The organism is Streptomyces sp. NPDC058872, assembly GCF_042743065.1.
GTDB lineage: Bacteria > Actinomycetota > Actinomycetes > Streptomycetales > Streptomycetaceae > Streptomyces.
The window spans coordinates 17094-33980 of the sequence record NZ_JBHYMK010000011.1; the positions used below are offsets into that span (position 1 = coordinate 17094).

14 protein-coding genes are annotated in these 16887 nt (G+C 70.1%); 12 read left to right on the forward strand and 2 right to left on the reverse strand.

Annotated features, from left to right (window positions below):
- Positions 1–29: 29 nt before the first annotated feature.
- Positions 30–1244 (forward strand): hypothetical protein, encoded by a 1215-nt coding sequence (locus ACFW22_RS09245; protein WP_386400904.1) that lies wholly within the window; start codon positions 30–32, stop codon positions 1242–1244.
- A gap of 337 nt (positions 1245–1581) precedes the next feature.
- Here the strand turns inward: ACFW22_RS09245 and ACFW22_RS09250 are convergent, their stop codons facing one another.
- A complete protein-coding gene (locus ACFW22_RS09250; RefSeq protein WP_351190252.1) occupies positions 1582–2025 on the reverse strand; it encodes an SRPBCC family protein in 444 nt (147 codons plus the stop codon).
- A 145-nt stretch (positions 2026–2170) separates the two neighbouring features.
- Between ACFW22_RS09250 and ACFW22_RS09255 the strand changes: the two genes are divergently transcribed.
- A complete protein-coding gene (locus ACFW22_RS09255) occupies positions 2171–3244 on the forward strand; it encodes an Rv2578c family radical SAM protein (protein WP_386400907.1) in 1074 nt (357 codons plus the stop codon).
- Between the two features lie 82 nt (positions 3245–3326).
- A complete protein-coding gene (locus ACFW22_RS09260; RefSeq protein ID WP_386400909.1) occupies positions 3327–4949 on the forward strand; it encodes an alpha/beta hydrolase in 1623 nt (540 codons plus the stop codon).
- Between the two features lie 50 nt (positions 4950–4999).
- Here the strand turns inward: ACFW22_RS09260 and ACFW22_RS09265 are convergent, their stop codons facing one another.
- On the reverse strand, positions 5000–5602 hold the full coding sequence (locus ACFW22_RS09265; RefSeq protein ID WP_386400911.1) for a HEAT repeat domain-containing protein: 603 nt from the start codon (positions 5600–5602) through the stop codon (positions 5000–5002).
- 298 nt (positions 5603–5900) lie between these two features.
- On the opposite strand from ACFW22_RS09265, the gene ACFW22_RS09270 reads away from it, so the two are divergent.
- The 9 genes from ACFW22_RS09270 to pssA all read left to right on the forward strand — a co-directional run bounded on the left by ACFW22_RS09270 (position 5901) and on the right by pssA (position 16852).
- Positions 5901–7682 (forward strand): 3-hydroxyacyl-CoA dehydrogenase family protein, encoded by a 1782-nt coding sequence (locus ACFW22_RS09270; RefSeq protein WP_386400913.1) that lies wholly within the window; start codon positions 5901–5903, stop codon positions 7680–7682.
- A gap of 115 nt (positions 7683–7797) precedes the next feature.
- Entirely contained in the window at positions 7798–8664 is an 867-nt protein-coding gene (locus ACFW22_RS09275; RefSeq protein WP_386400915.1) for a TetR family transcriptional regulator, read from the forward strand.
- A 430-nt stretch (positions 8665–9094) separates the two neighbouring features.
- Positions 9095–10432, forward strand: coding sequence for a crotonyl-CoA carboxylase/reductase (ccrA, locus tag ACFW22_RS09280; RefSeq protein WP_386400917.1), 1338 nt, complete (start codon positions 9095–9097; stop codon positions 10430–10432).
- Positions 10433–10442: 10 nt separating this feature from the next.
- Entirely contained in the window at positions 10443–12479 is a 2037-nt protein-coding gene (locus tag ACFW22_RS09285; RefSeq protein ID WP_386400919.1) for a protein meaA, read from the forward strand.
- On the forward strand, positions 12476–13441 hold the full coding sequence (locus tag ACFW22_RS09290) for an HpcH/HpaI aldolase/citrate lyase family protein (RefSeq protein ID WP_386400921.1): 966 nt from the start codon (positions 12476–12478) through the stop codon (positions 13439–13441). The genes ACFW22_RS09285 and ACFW22_RS09290 overlap by 4 nt, the downstream gene beginning before the upstream one ends.
- A 5-nt stretch (positions 13442–13446) precedes the next feature.
- Positions 13447–13959: a MaoC family dehydratase gene (locus tag ACFW22_RS09295; RefSeq protein WP_384886638.1), complete on the forward strand. Its 513-nt coding sequence runs from the start codon at positions 13447–13449 to the stop codon at positions 13957–13959.
- Between the two features lie 3 nt (positions 13960–13962).
- Complete coding sequence (locus tag ACFW22_RS09300) at positions 13963–15168, forward strand: acyl-CoA dehydrogenase family protein (RefSeq protein ID WP_384886640.1); 1206 nt, start codon at positions 13963–13965, stop codon at positions 15166–15168.
- A 168-nt stretch (positions 15169–15336) separates the two neighbouring features.
- Positions 15337–15993, forward strand: a complete 657-nt coding sequence (locus tag ACFW22_RS09305) for a phosphatidylserine decarboxylase (protein ID WP_386400924.1) — start codon at positions 15337–15339, stop codon at positions 15991–15993.
- The gene (gene pssA / locus ACFW22_RS09310) at positions 15986–16852 is read left to right on the forward strand and encodes a CDP-diacylglycerol--serine O-phosphatidyltransferase (RefSeq protein ID WP_386401132.1); all 867 of its coding nucleotides are present in this window, start codon (positions 15986–15988) and stop codon (positions 16850–16852) included. Before ACFW22_RS09305 ends, pssA begins: the two co-directional genes overlap by 8 nt.
- The last annotated feature ends 35 nt before the right edge of the window (positions 16853–16887 follow it).

The window sequence follows — 16887 nt, forward strand, 5'->3', positions numbered from 1 at the left end:
GTCGTACCCCAGCATCCGGAGAGCCCTCGGTGACCACCGCCTTCCCCCCTTCCTCACCCATCCCCGCCGAGGCCCCTCCGGTCACCGGCCCCGGGCACGCCGGGCCCGTGATGACGGAGGAGCCGGAGTTCTGGGTGCCGGCGGCACCCGGGTCCGAGGGGGCACCGGGGGCTTCCGCGCCCCCGAGCGAGCCCGGCGTCCCGGGGAACGCGGACCGGACCGAGGGCACGGGCGACCCCGGTCCGGAACACGACCCCGTCGTCGTCCGTGACGCCCGGGACTTCGGCACGTACGCGCGCACCGGCGGCTGGAGCTTCGCGCTGAAGGTGGCCCGGAGCGTCCGGCCCGGCGGACAGCCCGCCGAGGGGACGGCCCGGACGAAGGTCTCGGCGAAGGCCTTCGCCGAGCTCGCCGGCTGCTCCCCGGAGCGGGTGATGCGGTACTACCGGGCCTGGGACGCGGCGGCCGACGACGGTCTCGTCCCGCAGTTCGAAGTACTGCTCCCGGGCGAGGAGGTCGAACTGCCCGACGCGGACGTCTGGCTCTCCTACTACGCCTCCCGCAACGGTGCGGCTTCCGTACGCGGCCGGGCGATCAGCGCCGCCGCAGAAGCGGAGGGCATCCGACCGACGAAGGCCCTGGAGGTCGCGGAGAACCCGACGGCGCTGCGGGCGGCGATCCTCGCCGACCCCGGCACGGCGGAGGCCGCCCGCGGGGCACTGCTCGACCGGATGAAGGAGGATCCGTCCCTCCAGACCGAGATGGCCCGGGCCTTCGCCCGCACCGACGGCCTGAAGAAGGCGGTGGCGAGCGAGGCCAGGGCCGCCGACCGCATCGGGTACGTCCGGCAGATCGTGGAGAACGGCCAGATCAAGACGCCCGCCGGGCACACCGTGGCGGCGCCGGCCGAGCTGCGGGCCGAGGCCGAGCGACACCTGTCCCTCCTCGACGAACTGGACGACTCGGAGGAGACGGGCGAGTGGGCCGGCGAGGCCTACGACGCGGTGAAGGAGCTGGTGGCCAAGGCGGTCGAAGAAGACCCGGCACTGCGCGTCCAGGAGCGGCGGACCAGGTTCTACAACAGCCTGCAGAAGGCGACGAAGGTGTTCGAGGAACTGACCTTGGACGAGGTGCTGGAAGAGGACACCTACGAGGACGACATGCTCCAGCGCCTCGAAGCCCTCCGGGAAGCGATCGGCAGCTGCATCAGCGCGCTGCGGAAGGCCACGAACGCCTCCTCTTGAGGTCGCCCGGCGTCGGCCCTGGCGGCCGGGCCGGGGCCTCCACGCCCCCTCGGCGCGCTCCGGGCTCGCGATCGCATCCGCGTACCGCCCCGCCGCGCCGGCCGCGCCGGCCTCCGCCTTGCACACGAAGGGGGAGCAAGTCGGGCGGCAGGGGGCCGGTTGTGCAGCAGTTGCCGAACGGCCCGACGGGGCAGCGCGCTCGGGTCGCCCCTCAGCCCGTCCGCGAAAGGGCCGTACCCCCGGTACGCAGGAACTCCGGTAGCCAGGAACTCCGGTGCCCGGGAAATCCGGTACGGGGGCGCGGGCGATCCACTCGAATCGGTGAACGCTCCGGGCGTTACTTCTCGACCTCGTCCGCCAGCTTGGCGAGGAGGGCGTCGTAGATGCGCCCCAGCCCCTTGGGCGCGAAGGTCTTCTCGAAGAAGCCCCCGATGCCGCCGGCCCCGTTCCACACGGTGGTGACGACGGCCCGGGACTTGCCCTCGCCGGCGGGGGTCACGGTCCAGGTGGTGACCATGGAGGAGTTGCGGTCCTTCTCGACGAGCTGCCCGTCGGTGGGCTCAGTGACCTCCAGGAGGCAGTCGCGGACGCGCTTGCTGGTGGCCTGGAGCTTCCAGTGGACGAGCGTGCCCTCGCCGTCACCGCCCTCGCGGACCTCGTACTCGCTGAAGTGCTCGGGGAGCACCTTCGCGCGCGTGCCGCTGTAGTCGGCCAGCGCGTCGAACACCGTCTCCGCGTCCGCGGCGATGATCCGTTCCGTGGTGGCCTCGACCTGCGCCATTGACTTCCTCCAGCTTGTGGTTCCTCGGGGTGTGGCCCAAGCGAACCACGTGCGCCCCGGGGGGCGAAATCCGGGTTGCAGCGATCAATGGAACAGATGTTCTATTCTGCATGACGGGCAGAGGCGAACCACGAGGAGGGCGTCCATGCACCGGGACCACCTGGGCGACGCCCCCATCCCCGCCGACGTGGCCCCGTTCGCCGCGGAAGCGGTCACCACCCGTACCTTCGACGCCCAGGAGTTCCGGGGGATCACCTTCCACGAGGTCCGGGCCCGCTCGATCCTCAGCCGGGTGCCGGGCGCTTCCCGCATGCCGTTCGAATGGACGGCGAACCCGTACCAGGGCTGCACGCACGCCTGCGTGTACTGCTTCGCGCGCGGGACACACGGCCGCATGGACCTCGACACCGGACGCGGCTTCGATTCCCAGATCCTCGTCAAGACCAACGCCCCGGAGGTGCTCGCCCGCCAGCTCGCCTCCGCCCGCTGGGAGGGCGCACACATCGCCGTGGGCACCAACGTCGACTGCTACCAGCGGGCCGAGGAACGGTACCGGCTGATGCCCGGCATCCTCACCGCCCTGCGCGACCGGGCCAATCCGTTCTCGATCCTCACGAAGGGCACGCTGGTCCTGCGCGACCTTGAGCTTTTGGTCCAGGCCTCTCGGGTCACCGAGGTCGGCATCTCCGTGTCGATCGGATTCACCGACCGGGACCTCTGGCGGACGGTCGAACCGGGCGCCCCCTCGCCGCAGCTGCGCCTCGACGTCGTCCGCGCCCTCGGCGAACACGGGATCGCCTGCGGGGTCCTGATGGCTCCCGTGGTGCCCTTCCTCGGCGACCGGCCGGAGCAGCTGCGGGCGACGGTCCGCGCGATCGCCGAGGCCGGGGCGAGCTCGGTCACCCCGCTCGTGCTGCACCTTCGGCCGGGTGCCCGCGAGTGGTTCACGGCCTGGCTGCGGAACCACCATCCGGACCTGGTGCCGCAGTACGAGCAGATGTACGCCGAGGGGGCGTACGCGCCGATCCGGTACCAGCGCCGGATCACGCGTCAGGTGCACGACCTCGCGGCCGAGTTCGGCATCGGACCCGGTCGACGGAGCGACGCACACCGGATCTCCCTGCCCGAACCCCCTTCCCGCGCGGCCGCAGCCGAACGGCTCGGCCCGCCCCGACGCCCTCTCCCTCCATTCCGCCGATCATCGGATCGGAGCATCTGACACGCCGTCGACTCCCCCTCCGTTCGGGTCAACTCTCGCCGAAACGGGTCCCCTCCGCCCCGGTTCGGGACACAAAGGCCCCATGACCCCACGCGCAGGAATGCTGATCGCCGCAGGAGCGCTGGTCGCCGGGACGGTCACCGTCCTGCCCGCCGCCCCCGCCGACGCAGGTGAACCGACCCCCCGACCGCTCCCCCGGCTCACCTGGACCGACTGCGGCACCAAGACCTACCCCCGGCTCCAGTGCGGCACGCTGAAGGTGCCGCTCAACCACGACGACCCGGCCGGGCGGCTGATCACGCTCGCCCTCACCCGGGTTCCGCACACCTCGAAGACCTTCCAGGGGCCGCTGCTCGTGAACCCGGGCGGGCCCGGCGGGAGCGGCCGGAGCATGGCCGGCTACGTGGCGGCTTCGCTGCCCCCGAAGGTGGCGGCCACGTACGACGTGATCGGCTTCGATCCCCGTGGGGTCGGAAAGAGCGAACCCGCCCTGGACTGCGCACCCGACCACTTCGCCCCCGTACGGGCGGACTCGGTGCCGACCGGAGCGGCGGCGGAGCGCGCGGCGGTCGCACGGGCGCAGGCCTTCGCGAAGGCCTGCGGCGACAAGTACGGGGACGTGCTGCCGTACATCGACACCGTGAGCACCGCCCGGGACCTGGACGCGATCCGCGACGCGCTCGACGCCCCGAAGATCAACTACCTCGGCTACTCGTACGGCACGTACCTCGGCTCCGTGTACGCACGCCTGTATCCGGACCGGGTCCGACGGATGGCACTCGACTCCGTCGTCAATCCGCACGGCGTCTGGTACGAGGACAACATCGCGCAGGACTTCGCCTTCGACGACCGCCACAAGGACTTCATGGCCTGGGTGGCCCGACAGGACGCCGTCTACGGCCTGGGCACCGACCCGGCGGCCGTCGAGGCCGCCTGGTACCGGATGCGCGACGCGCTGCGCACGACGCCGGCCGGCGGGAAGGTCGGCCCCGGCGAGCTGGAGGACACCTTCCTCCCGGGCGGTTACTACGACGGCTACTGGCCCCGCCTCGCGACCGCCTTCGCCGCGTACGTCAACGACGACGACCCGGCACCGCTGACGGAGGCCTACGAGCGGTACGGAGAGGCCGACTCCGCCACCGACAACGGCTACTCGGTGTACACCAGCGTGCTGTGCCGGGACGCGGCCTGGCCCCGCGACTGGAACGTGTGGCGCAAGGACAACTGGGACGTGCACGCGAAGGCACCGTTCTCCACCTGGAACAACGCCTGGTACAACGCGCCCTGCGCCTTCTGGCCGGTCGACCCCCTGAGCCCGCCGGACGTCACCAACGACCAGCTGCCCCCCGTCCTCATCCTCCAGGCGACGAACGACGCGGCGACGCCGTACGAGGGCGGGGTCGCCCTGCACCGGCTGATGCGCGGTTCCAGCCTGGTCGTCGAGGAGGGCGGCGGGAACCACGGGGTCACCCTGGCCGGGAACGACTGCCTGGACGACCACCTGGCCGCCTACCTCGCCACCGGCGAGGTCCCGCGCGGCGGGGGCGCGACCGAGGTGGACGCGGTGTGCGCCGCACTGCCGGAGCCGGAGCCCGTGCCCCCGGTGCGGGCGGTGGTGCCGGAGGCCACGGTCGACCGGGCCGGCTCCTCGCGGTCGGAGGCGTTCGGCACGGCCCTCCACGGCCTCCTCGGTCACGTGCGCTGACCCCACCCCTCGCCCCCGGCGCCCGACCCGTGCGAACGGGGCGGGCGCCGTCAGCGGTCGGGGACCAGGCGCGCGAGTGAACGTCGGGCGGCGACACCGAGCCGGGGGTGCGGCAGTGCGGCCTCCAAGGCGGTGCGGGCACGGGCGTCGCCGAGCGAGCCGAGGCCCTCGACACAGGCGAGACCGACCCGCCAGTGGGGGTCGGCGACCGGAAGTCGCCTGTTCAGGACGGTGATCAGCGCGGGCACGGACTCGGGGGCGCGGAGTTCGACGAGCAGCCGGACCGGCAGCAGGGCGTAGGCGACCCGGAGTTCGTTGGTGGCGAGGGCGGCAGCGGCGCGGGCGGTGCGGGGGTCACCGAGTCGCACCAGGGCGTGGGCGGCGGTGACGCAGCGCTCCGGGTCGCGGTGGTTGAGCAGCAGGACCAGGGGTTCGAAGGCACGGGGGTCGCCGGCGACCCCAAGGGAGTAGGCGGCGATCTCCCGGGCCCAGAGCGGCTGTCCGGCGGCGGTGAGTGCGCGGTGCAGTTCTTCCGGATCGCTCGTTCCCACGAGCTCTTCGAATGCCGTCGGAACTTCTCCGACACCCTTCTCGATCTCGTCCCGCAATCGATCGATCATCGAGCAGAATTCTGGATCCGCGGCGTTATCCATGAATCCGAGCCTATCCGCGATCCAGATCACACTTTCCCAACTTCCCGGGACTGGCGCGCTCGTTACCGGCCGGTTAGTCTCAGGTGAGCGGGCACCACCCGCACTTCTCACAACGGCCTGGTGACGCAGCCGTTGTGTTTGCTCGTCGGTTCGGCAGTTTCGACGTGGCTCCGGGACAGGGTCCGTCTTCTTCATTTCAGGGCACGGCCCTCTTTTCTCCGGGCATCGCCCTCGTGCCTTCCCGCGCCTTTCGTGCGCGCACTGCCCTCAGTCGTCACTCTTCCTCTGGAGTCCCCTGATGGACACCCCTCTCTCCACCATCGCCGTCGTCGGTCTCGGCACGATGGGCACCGGCATCGCCGACGTCCTCGCCCGGGCCGGCCGCGAGGTCATCGGCATCGACACCAGCGACATCGCCGCGACCCGGGCCGTCGCCGCCCTGGAGGCCTCCACCGCCCGCGCGGTGGCCCGCGAGCGGATCACCGAGGAGGAGCGGCAGGACACGCTGGCCCGGTTCCGCACCTTCTCCGACCTGCAGGCGGCGGCCGAGGCCGACCTCGTGATCGAGGTCGTGCCCGAGTCCTACGAGGCGAAGCAGGAGGTCTTCCGCGCGCTCGACGGGATCGTCCGGCCGGACGCGATCCTGGCCACCGGCACCAACGCGCTCTCCGTGACCCGACTCGCCGCCGACTCGGCGCACCCCGAGCGGGTGCTCGGTCTGCACTTCTTCGCCCCGGTGCAGGCCATGAAGCTGGTCGAGGTGGTCTCGTCGGTGCTGACCGACCCGCGGGCCGTCGACGCCGTGACCCGGCTCGCCCAGGAGCTCGGCAAGGAGCCGGTGGCGGTCGGTGACCGGGCGGGCTTCATCGCCGACGGGCTGCTCTTCGGTTACCTGAACCAGGCCGCCGCCATGTACGAGGCCAAGTACGCCTCCCGCGAGGACATCGACGCGGCGATGAAGCTGGGCTGCGGTCTGCCGATGGGCCCGCTGGCGCTGCTGGACCTGATCGGCATCGACACCGCCCGTACGGTCCTGGAGGCCATGTACGCGGCCTCGCACGACCGGCTGCACGCCCCGGCCCCGATCCTCAAGCAGCTCAGCGAGGCCGGACTGACGGGCCGCAAGACGGGCCGCGGCTTCTACACGTACGAGGCGCCGGGCTCCGCCGAGGTGGTGCGCGACGCGCTGACCCCGCTCGCCTCGGCCGGGGCCGGAGCGGGCCGCGAGGTCCGCTCGGTGGGCGTCGCCGGCTCGGGCACCATGGCGTCCGGGATCGCCGAGGTCTTCGCCAAGGCCGGGTACGCGGTCGTGCTCGCCGCGCGCTCCCAGGAGAAGGCGGACACCGCCAAGGCCCGGATCGCCAAGTCCCTGGCCCGCTCGGTCGACAAGGGCCGGATGACGGGCGAGGCCCGCGACGAGACGCTGGCCCTGATCACTCCTGCGGGGTCGCTCGACGCGTTCGCCGAGGTGGACCTGGCCGTCGAGGCCGTCGCCGAGGACCTGGAGGTCAAGCAGGAACTGTTCGCCCGGCTCGACAAGATCTGCAAGCCGGGCGCGGTGCTGGCCACCACGACCTCCTCGCTGCCGGTGATCGCCTGCGCCCGTGCCACCACGCGCCCGCAGGACGTCATCGGCATGCACTTCTTCAACCCGGCGCCGGCCATGAAGCTGGTCGAGATCGTCCGGACGGTCCTGACCGGGGACGACGTCCACGCCACCGTCCGCGAGGTCACCGCGAAGATCCGCAAGCACCCGGTGGACTGCGGCGACCGGGCCGGCTTCATCGTGAACGCGCTGCTCTTCCCGTACCTGAACAACGCCGTCAAGATGGTCCAGGAGCACTACGCGACCCTGGACGACATCGACGCGGCCATGAAGCTCGGCGGCGGCTACCCGATGGGGCCGTTCGAACTGCTCGACGTGGTCGGCCTGGACGTGTCGCTCGCGATCGAGCAGGTGCTGCACCGCGAGTTCCGTGACCCGGGCCTCGCCCCGGCACCGCTCCTGGAACACCTGGTGGCGGCGGGGTGCCTGGGGCGCAAGACGGGGCGCGGCTTCCGCGAATATGCCCGACGCTGAGTCCCGCAACGCCGGCTGGGGCGGTCTGCTGAGTCCCCCGGGCACCACCGGTGCCCCGGGGGCCTCCCCGCCCCCACCTGGGCACACTCCTGCTCCGATGCAGTACGTTCGGACCATGCCCAAGGCCGCGAAGACACCCCGTGCCACGTCCCCGTCCGACGCTCCGGAGAGCGCGGCGGGCACTCGTGCCGCCGCTCAGCGGCTCAAGATGCGCCGGGAACTCGCCTCCGCCGCGATGGAGCTCTTCGCGACCAAGGGGTACGAAGCCACGACCGTGGACGAGATCGCGGCCACGGCCGGGGTCGCCCGGCGGACCTTCTTCCGTCACTTCCGCTCCAAGGAAGAGGCGATCTTCCCCGATCACGACGACACCCTCGTGCGGGCGGAGGCCGTGCTGAACGCCGCGCCGCCGCACGAGCACCCGCTCGACACGGTGTGCCGGGGCATCAAGGAAGTCATGAAGATGTACGCGGGGTCCCCCGCGGTCTCCGTGGAGCGCTACCGGCTCACCCGCGAGGTCCCCACCCTGCGGGAGCGGGAGATCGCCTCGGTGGCCCGCTACGAGCGGCTCTTCACCCGCTATCTCCTCGGGCACTTCGACGAGCGGGACCACCACGACGGCAACGACGATCCGCTGCTCGCCGAGGTGGCGGCCTCGGCCGTCGTCACCGCGCACAACCACGTGCTGCGCCGTTGGCTGCGGGCGGGCGGCCAGGGCGACGTGGAGGCGCAGCTCGACCACGCCTTCGCCATCGTCCGGGAGACCTTCGGCACGGGCATAGGGGCGGGGCGCCCCTCCCCCGCCCCTTCCGCACCGGGCGTCCCCAGCGCCCCGAGCGGGTCGCAGACCCCTTCCCCGGCCGGAGCGGAGCCCGCCGTCCGCGCTTCCGCGACGGGTGACGTGATGGTCGCCGTGGCGCGCACGGACGCTCCGCTGGACGAGGTCATGCGCACGATCCAAGAGGCCCTGAAGCAGGCCTGAGGACCTCTCCCGCCAGAGGGCCGCCCCCGGTTTCCGGGGGCGGCCCTCTGGCGTTCCCGCAGCTCACGGGCCATTTCGATCGATCATCGCTCATCCGTGAGGGGGAGATGGCATCTGAGTGAAATTGTTGGCACGCAGTGCCTTGCCAGGTGACACGGCGTGCCATACGTTGATGTTGTCCGGGCGGCCGACGCGTGGGGATCACCCCTCGCACGCCGGCTGTCCCCACCGACCGCCCCGGCTCTTCGAGCAGCGGGATCCCCGGTCAGTGCGCCCGGACGCCTGCGTCACAGGCAACCCCGCGCTCCACCACACAGCGCCGCCACCGCACCACCGAGCCGAACCGACGGCACACCTCCACAGCAGCAGCACTTTCCGCCGTAACCCCCAGGCGTCCCTCCCCCGGGACGCTCACCGCCGGAGGCAACCCGTGAAGGAAATCCTGGACGCGATCCAGTCGCCGGACTCCACGTCCGCCGACTTCGCGAACATCAAGCTCCCCGAGTCGTACCGGGCCGTCACCGTCCACAAGGACGAGGCGGAGATGTTCGCCGGGCTCGCCAGCCGCGACAAGGACCCGCGCAAGTCGCTCCACCTCGACCAGGTCCCGCTCCCCGAGCTCGGCCCGGGCGAGGCCCTGGTGGCCGTCATGGCGAGCTCCGTCAACTACAACTCGGTCTGGACCTCGATCTTCGAGCCGGTCTCGACCTTCGGCTTCCTGGAGCGGTACGGCCGGCTCTCCGAGCTCACCAAGCGCCACGACCTGCCGTACCACGTGATCGGTTCCGACCTCGCGGGCGTGGTCCTGCGCACCGGCCCCGGCGTCAACGCCTGGAACCCCGGCGACGAGGTCGTCGCCCACTGCCTCTCGGTCGAGCTGGAGTCCTCGGACGGCCACAACGACACGATGCTCGACCCCGAGCAGCGGATCTGGGGCTTCGAGACCAACTTCGGCGGCCTCGCCGAGGTCGCCCTCGTCAAGTCCAACCAGCTGATGCCGAAGCCCGAGCACCTGAGCTGGGAGGAGGCGGCGGCCCCCGGGCTGGTGAACTCCACCGCCTACCGCCAGCTGGTCTCCCGCAACGGCGCCGGCATGAAGCAGGGCGACAACGTCCTCATCTGGGGCGCCTCCGGCGGACTCGGTTCCTACGCCACCCAGTTCGCCCTGGCCGGCGGCGCGAACCCGATCTGCGTCGTCTCCTCCCCCGAGAAGGCCGCCATCTGCCGGTCCATGGGCGCCGAGGCGGTCATCGACCGCAACGCCGAGGGCTACAAGTTCTGGAAGGACGAGCAGACCCAGGACCCGCGCGAGTGGAAGCGCTTCGGCTCCAAGATCCGCGAGCTGACCGGCGGCGAGGACATCGACATCGTCTTCGAGCACCCGGGCCGCGAGACCTTCGGCGCCTCCGTGTACGTCACCCGCAAGGGCGGCACCATCACCACCTGCGCCTCGACCTCGGGCTACATGCACCAGTACGACAACCGCTACCTGTGGATGTCGCTGAAGCGCATCATCGGCTCGCACTTCGCCAACTACCGCGAGGCGTGGGAGGCCAACCGCCTGATCGCCAAGGGCAAGATCCACCCCACCCTCTCCAAGACGTACACCCTGGAAGAGACCGGCCAGGCCGCCTACGACGTCCACCGCAACCTCCACCAGGGCAAGGTCGGCGTCCTCGCGCTCGCGCCGCAGGAGGGCCTGGGCGTCAAGAACCCCGAGCTCCGGGCCCAGCACATCGACGCCATCAACCGCTTCCGGAACGTCTGAGGTCCCGAAGATGACTGAGCGCCAGAAGGACCGGCCGTGGCTCATGCGGACGTACGCCGGTCACTCGACCGCCGAAGCGTCCAACGAGCTGTACCGGCGCAACCTCGCCAAGGGTCAGACCGGCCTCTCGGTCGCGTTCGACCTGCCGACGCAGACCGGGTACGACCCCGACCACATCCTCGCCCGCGGCGAGGTCGGCCGGGTCGGCGTCCCCGTCTCGCACCTCGGTGACATGCGCCGGCTGTTCCAGGACATCCCCCTGGAGCAGATGAACACCTCGATGACCATCAATGCCACGGCCATGTGGCTTCTGGCGCTCTACCAGGTGGCCGCCGAGGAGCAGGGCGCGGACATCACCAAGCTCCAGGGCACCACCCAGAACGACATCGTGAAGGAGTACCTGTCGCGCGGGACGCACGTCTTCCCGCCCGGCCCCTCGCTCCGCCTCACGACGGACATGATCGCGTACACGGTCAACCACATCCCGAAGTGGAACCCGATCAACATCTGCAGCTACCACCTGCAGGAGGCCGGGGCCACTCCGGTCCAGGAGATCGCGTACGCCATGGCCACCGCCATCGCGGTCCTCGACTCGGTCCGCGACTCCGGCCAGGTGCCCGAGGACCGCTTCGGAGAGGTCGTCGCCCGCATCTCCTTCTTCGTGAACGCGGGCGTCCGCTTCATCGAGGAGATGTGCAAGATGCGCGCCTTCGGCCGCATCTGGGAGAAGATCACGCTGGAGCGGTACGGCATCGAGAACCCCAAGCAGCGCCGGTTCCGCTACGGCGTGCAGGTCAACTCGCTCGGCCTGACCGAGGCACAGCCGGAGAACAACGTCCAGCGGATCGTCCTGGAGATGCTGGCCGTCACCCTCTCCAAGGACGCCCGGGCGCGCGCCGTGCAGCTGCCCGCCTGGAACGAGGCACTCGGCCTCCCCCGGCCCTGGGACCAGCAGTGGTCGCTCCGCATCCAGCAGGTGCTCGCCCACGAGTCCGACCTGCTGGAGTACGAGGACATCTTCGCCGGCTCGCACGTCGTCGAGGCCAAGGTGGACGCCCTGGTCGAGGAGTGCCTGGCCGAGATCGACCGGATCCAGGAGATGGGCGGCGCGATGGCCGCCGTCGAGTCCGGCTACCTGAAGTCGCAGCTGGTCTCCTCGCACGCCGAGCGACGCGCCCGGATCGAAGCCGGCGAGGAGAAGATCGTCGGCGTCAACATCTTCCAGTCGACCGAGGAGAACCCCCTCACCGCCGACCTCGACACCGCGATCATGACGGTCGACCCGGCGGTCGAGGCCCGGGTCGTCGGCTCGCTGAAGACCTGGCGCGACAACCGCTACCAGCCGCCGTTCAACCACCCGCGCCCCTGCAAGGCCCTGGAGCGCCTCAAGGAAGCCGCCCAGGGCACCGAGAACCTCATGGAGGCCACCCTGGAGTGCGCCCGCGCCGGGGTCACCACCGGCGAGTGGGCCGGGGCCCTGCGCGAGGTGTTCGGCGAGTTCCGCGCGCCGACGGGCGTTTCCTCCGCCCCGGTCGCCGTGACGGCCGAGGCGGGCACGCCGCTCGCCCTGGTCCGGGACAAGGTGGCCCGGACCGCCGAGGAGCTGAACTGCGGCCGGCTGCGCCTCCTCGTCGGCAAGCCCGGCCTGGACGGGCACTCCAACGGGGCCGAGCAGATCGCCGTGCGCGCACGTGACGCCGGCTTCGAGGTGGTCTACCAGGGCATCCGGTTGACCCCCGAGCAGATCGTCGGCGCCGCCCTCGCGGAGGACGTGCACTGCGTGGGCCTGTCCATCCTGTCCGGCTCGCACGCCGAGCTGGTCCCGGACGTCCTCGACCGCCTCCGCGAGGCGGGGGCCCCCGACATCCCGGTCATCGTCGGCGGAATCATCCCGAACGCCGACGCCGCAGAACTGAAGCGTGCGGGCGTGGCCGCCGTCTTCACGCCGAAGGACTTCGGTATTACGGAGATCATCGGCCGTATCGTCGACGAGATCCGCAAAGCTCACCAGCTCAGCCCCTTTGAATGCACGGAGGTCCTCGCATGACCAGCCCTGTGAACCGGCTCCGCCCCCGCCGCTCCTGCCTGGCGGTCCCCGGCTCCAACCCGCGCTTCCTGGAGAAGGCCCAGGGCCTCGCCGCCGACCAGGTCTTCCTGGACCTGGAGGACGCGTGCGCCCCGCTGGCCAAGCCCGAGGCCCGGCACACCATCGTGAAGTTCCTGAACGAGGGCGACTGGACCGGCAAGACCCGCGTGGTCCGCGTCAACGACTGGACGACCCACTGGACGTACCGCGACGTCGTCACCGTCGTCGAGGGCGCCGGCCAGAACCTCGACTGCATCATGCTGCCGAAGGTGCAGGACGCGCAGCAGATCGTCGCGCTCGACCTGCTGCTCACCCAGATCGAGAAGACCATGGGCTTCGAGGTCGGCAAGATCGGCATCGAGGCGCAGATCGAGAACGCCCAGGGCCTGAACAACGTCAACGCGATCGCGCAGGCCTCCCAGCGCGTCGAGACGATCATCTTCGGCCCGGCCGACTTCATGGCCTCCATCAACATGAAGTCGCTGGTCGTGGGCGAGCAGCCGCCCGGCTACCCGGCCGACGCCTACCACCACATCCTGATGAGCATCCTGATGGCGGCCCGCGCCAACAACCTCCAGGCGATCGACGGCCCCTACCTGCAGATCCGCAACCAGGAGGGCTACCGTGCGGTGGCCCGGCGCGCCGCCGCCCTGGGCTTCGACGGCAAGTGGGTGCTGCACCCGGACCAGGTGGCCGCCGCGAACGAGATCTTCTCGCCCTCGCAGGAGGACTACGACCACGCCGAGCTCATCCTCGACGCGTACGACTACTACACCTCCGAGGCCGGCGGGAAGAAGGGCTCCGCGATGCTCGGCGACGAGATGATCGACGAGGCCTCCCGCAAGATGGCCCTGGTCATCTCCGGCAAGGGCCGCGCCGCCGGCATGCAGCGCACCAGCAAGTTCGAGATCCCGGAGGCCTGAGTCCCATGCAGTTCGGCCGCACCTACGAAGAGTTCGAAGTCGGCGCCGTCTACAAGCACTGGCCCGGAAAGACGGTCACCGAGTACGACGACCACCTCTTCTGCCTGCTGACGATGAACCACCACCCGCTGCACATGGACGTGAACTACGCGGAGAACACGACCGACTTCAAGCGGAACGTGGTCGTCGGGAACTACATCTACTCGCTGCTGCTCGGCATGTCCGTGCCGGACGTCTCCGGCAAGGCCATCGCCAACCTGGAGATCGAGTCGCTGCGGCACGTGGCCCCCACCTTCCACGGCGACACGATCTACGGCGAGACCACGGTCCTCGACAAGACCCCGTCGAAGTCGAAGACGGACCGCGGCATCGTCTACGTCGAGACCAAGGGCTACAAGCAGGACGGCACGCTCGTCTGCGTCTTCCGCCGCAAGGTGATGGTCCCGACCGCCGAGTACATCGACGCGCGCGGCGGCGAGCAGCCCGGCCGCCCCGAGCTGAACGAACAGGGGAAGTAAGTCATGGCGCGACTCGCCCAGACCCACGGTCTGACCGATGTCCAGCAGGAGATCCTCGCCACCGTGCGGGACTTCGTCGACAAGGAGATCATCCCGGTCGCGACGGAGCTGGAGCACCGCGACGAGTACCCGCAGCAGATCGTCGACGGGCTGAAGGAGCTCGGCGTCTTCGGCCTGATGATCCCCGAGGAGTACGGGGGCCTCGGCGAGTCACTGCTCACCTACGCACTGTGCGTGGAGGAGATCGCCCGCGGCTGGATGTCGGTCTCCGGCATCATCAACACGCACTTCATCGTGGCGTACATGCTCAAGCAGCACGGCACCCAGGAGCAGAAGGACCACTTCCTTCCGCGCATGGCGGCCGGTGAGACGCGCGGCGCGTTCTCGATGTCGGAGCCGGGCCTCGGCTCGGACGTGTCGGCGATCACCTCCAAGGCGGTCAAGGACGGCGACGAGTACGTCCTCAACGGCCAGAAGATGTGGCTGACGAACGGCGGCACGTCAACGCTGGTGGCCGTTCTCGTCCGTAGTGACGAAGGACACCCCGAGGGCACCGCCCCGCACAAGTCGATGACCACCTTCCTGGTCGAGAAGGAGCCCGGCTTCGGAGAGGTCCGCCCGGGCCTCACCATCCCGGGGAAGATCGACAAGATGGGTTACAAGGGCGTCGACACCACCGAACTCATCATGGACGGACTGCGCATTCCGGCCAATCGGGTACTCGGCGGGGTCACCGGCCGAGGGTTTTACCAAATGATGGACGGCGTGGAGGTCGGCCGCGTGAACGTGGCGGCGCGTGGTTGCGGCGTCGCCCAGCGTGCTTTCGAGCTCGGCGTCTCCTATGCCCAGCAACGCCACACTTTCGGCAAGGCGATCGCCCAGCACCAGGCGATTCAGTTCAAGCTGGCCGAGATGGCTACCAAGGTCGAGGCCGCCCATGCCATGATGGTGAATGCAGCACGCAAAAAGGACTCCGGGGAACGAAACGACCTCGAGGCAGGGATGGCGAAGTACCTCGCCTCCGAATACTGCAAAGAGGTCGTCGAGGACGCCTTCCGCATTCACGGCGGGTACGGCTTCTCCAAGGAGTACGAGATCGAGCGCCTCTACCGCGAGGCACCGATGCTGCTCATCGGCGAAGGTACCGCCGAGATCCAGAAAATGATCATTGGTCGTCGGCTCCTCGAGGAGTACCGGTTCCAGGGCTGATTGTTGCTTTTGAGTCGGTTTGGCCGCGAAGAAGATCACACCGCGTGTTCATCTTCCGGCCGCCGACTCAGTTCCTGGCTTGCCCAGTTGCGCCCCGCAACCGATAGCATCGCCGGAAAGCCGCCGTCCCCGTTGCCCGTGCGGCATCATCCGCTACGAAGGTCATCCATGCCCCACAGCCAAACCTCTGCACACCGCGACAGCCTCCAGGGCGTACGCATCGCACGCGGAGCATCGCCGTGGCTTCTGCCGACCGTCGCCACCGCGGCGCTGAGCCTTGCGCGCGCGCGCAAGTCGAAGCGTGCCGCGGCCATCGCCGTGCCGACCACCGCGCTCGCGGCCGGCATGCTGTGGTTCTTCCGCGACCCCGAGCGCGAGATCGCTCAGGGCCGGGTCATCTCCCCCGCCGACGGCGTGGTGCAGAGCATCATGCCGTGGAAGGACGGACGCACCCGGGTCGCCATCTTCATGAGCCCGCTGAACGTCCACGTCAACCGTGCCCCGCTCGCCGGCACCGTGACGTCCGTGGAGCACGTCCCGGGCGGGTTCGTGCCGGCGTTCAACAAGGAGAGCGAGAACAACGAGCGCGTTGTCTGGCACTTCGACACCGAGCTCGGCGACATCGAGATGGTGCAGATCGCGGGCGCCGTCGCCCGGCGGATCGTGCCGTACATCCCGCAGGGGACGAAGGTCGAGCAGGGTGACCGCATCGGTCTCATCCGCTTCGGCTCGCGCGTCGACATCTACCTCCCCGAGGGTGTCGACGTCGCCGTCGAGGTCGGCCAGGTCACCACGGCGGGGGTGACTCGCATTGACCGTGATTGATCCCGACACACGGGCCGCCGACTGGGCCGCCGACGCCGATGCGAAGGCGGCCGAAGAGGCCGAGGAGATGCCGCTGTCGTTGAGGCTGTCCATAGCGGACGCCCTCACGCTCGGTAACGCCACCTGCGGCTTCATGGCGGTGTACTTCACCACCACCGGCATCCTCATCCCCCACCTGACGGGCAGCAGCGAGACCGGCATGGCGCGCAACAGCGCCGCCACCGCCGTGATACTGATGCTGTGCGCAGCGATCTTCGACCTCTTCGACGGCATCGTGGCGCGCAAGCTCCGCAGCTCGCCGATGGGCGCCGAACTCGACAACCTCTCGGACCTGATCAGCTTCGGCCTGGCCCCGGCCTACTTCGTGCTCGTGTACGGAATGGTCGCGGACGACGCGCAGCAGAAGGTCTCGGCCGTGGCCGCGATCGTGGTGCTGCTCGCCGTGGTGCTGAGGCTCGCGAGGTTCTCGTGCGTGACGATGAAGGACGGCATGTTCCAGGGCATGCCGAGCCCCTTCGGCGCGCTGACGGTGGTCTCCATCGTGCTGCTCGAGCTGCCGTTCATCCCGACCCTGCTCGCGATCATCGGTACGGCATGGCTGATGGTGAGCCGGGTCGAGTACCCGAAGCCGCGGGGTGTCCTCGCGGTCGCGATGCTCAGCTGGATCGTCGGTGCGATGGCGATGCTGGCGGCTTGGGCGTTCGACGCTCCCGGCGGCGCGTTCCTGCTCCAGACCGGCTGTGCACTCCAGGTCGTGCTGGGCGCCGTGATCCCCCTCTTCGCGACGGCCCGCCGGGTGAACGCCTTCCGTGACAACCGGCGGGAGAACCGGGAGGCACGGGCGGCACAGCTGCCGTAGCGGACGGCGTGTGGAAGGGCCCCGGGAGGCGATCG

Bases quoted from the DNA above. Each gene is read 5' to 3' on its own strand.
- ACFW22_RS09250 (WP_351190252.1), bottom strand. From the start codon at position 2,025: ATGGCGCAGGTCGAGGCCACCACGGAACGGATCATCGCCGCGGACGCG.
- ACFW22_RS09255 (WP_386400907.1), top strand. From the start codon at position 2,171: ATGCACCGGGACCACCTGGGCGACGCCCCCATCCCCGCCGACGTGGCC.
- ACFW22_RS09260 (WP_386400909.1), top strand. From the start codon at position 3,327: ATGACCCCACGCGCAGGAATGCTGATCGCCGCAGGAGCGCTGGTCGCC.
- ACFW22_RS09265 (WP_386400911.1), bottom strand. From the start codon at position 5,602: ATGGATAACGCCGCGGATCCAGAATTCTGCTCGATGATCGATCGATTG.
- ACFW22_RS09270 (WP_386400913.1), top strand. From the start codon at position 5,901: ATGGACACCCCTCTCTCCACCATCGCCGTCGTCGGTCTCGGCACGATG.
- ACFW22_RS09275 (WP_386400915.1), top strand. From the start codon at position 7,798: ATGCCCAAGGCCGCGAAGACACCCCGTGCCACGTCCCCGTCCGACGCT.
- ACFW22_RS09285 (WP_386400919.1), top strand. From the start codon at position 10,443: ATGACTGAGCGCCAGAAGGACCGGCCGTGGCTCATGCGGACGTACGCC.
- ACFW22_RS09290 (WP_386400921.1), top strand. From the start codon at position 12,476: ATGACCAGCCCTGTGAACCGGCTCCGCCCCCGCCGCTCCTGCCTGGCG.
- ACFW22_RS09295 (WP_384886638.1), top strand. From the start codon at position 13,447: ATGCAGTTCGGCCGCACCTACGAAGAGTTCGAAGTCGGCGCCGTCTAC.
- ACFW22_RS09300 (WP_384886640.1), top strand. From the start codon at position 13,963: ATGGCGCGACTCGCCCAGACCCACGGTCTGACCGATGTCCAGCAGGAG.
- ACFW22_RS09305 (WP_386400924.1), top strand. From the start codon at position 15,337: ATGCCCCACAGCCAAACCTCTGCACACCGCGACAGCCTCCAGGGCGTA.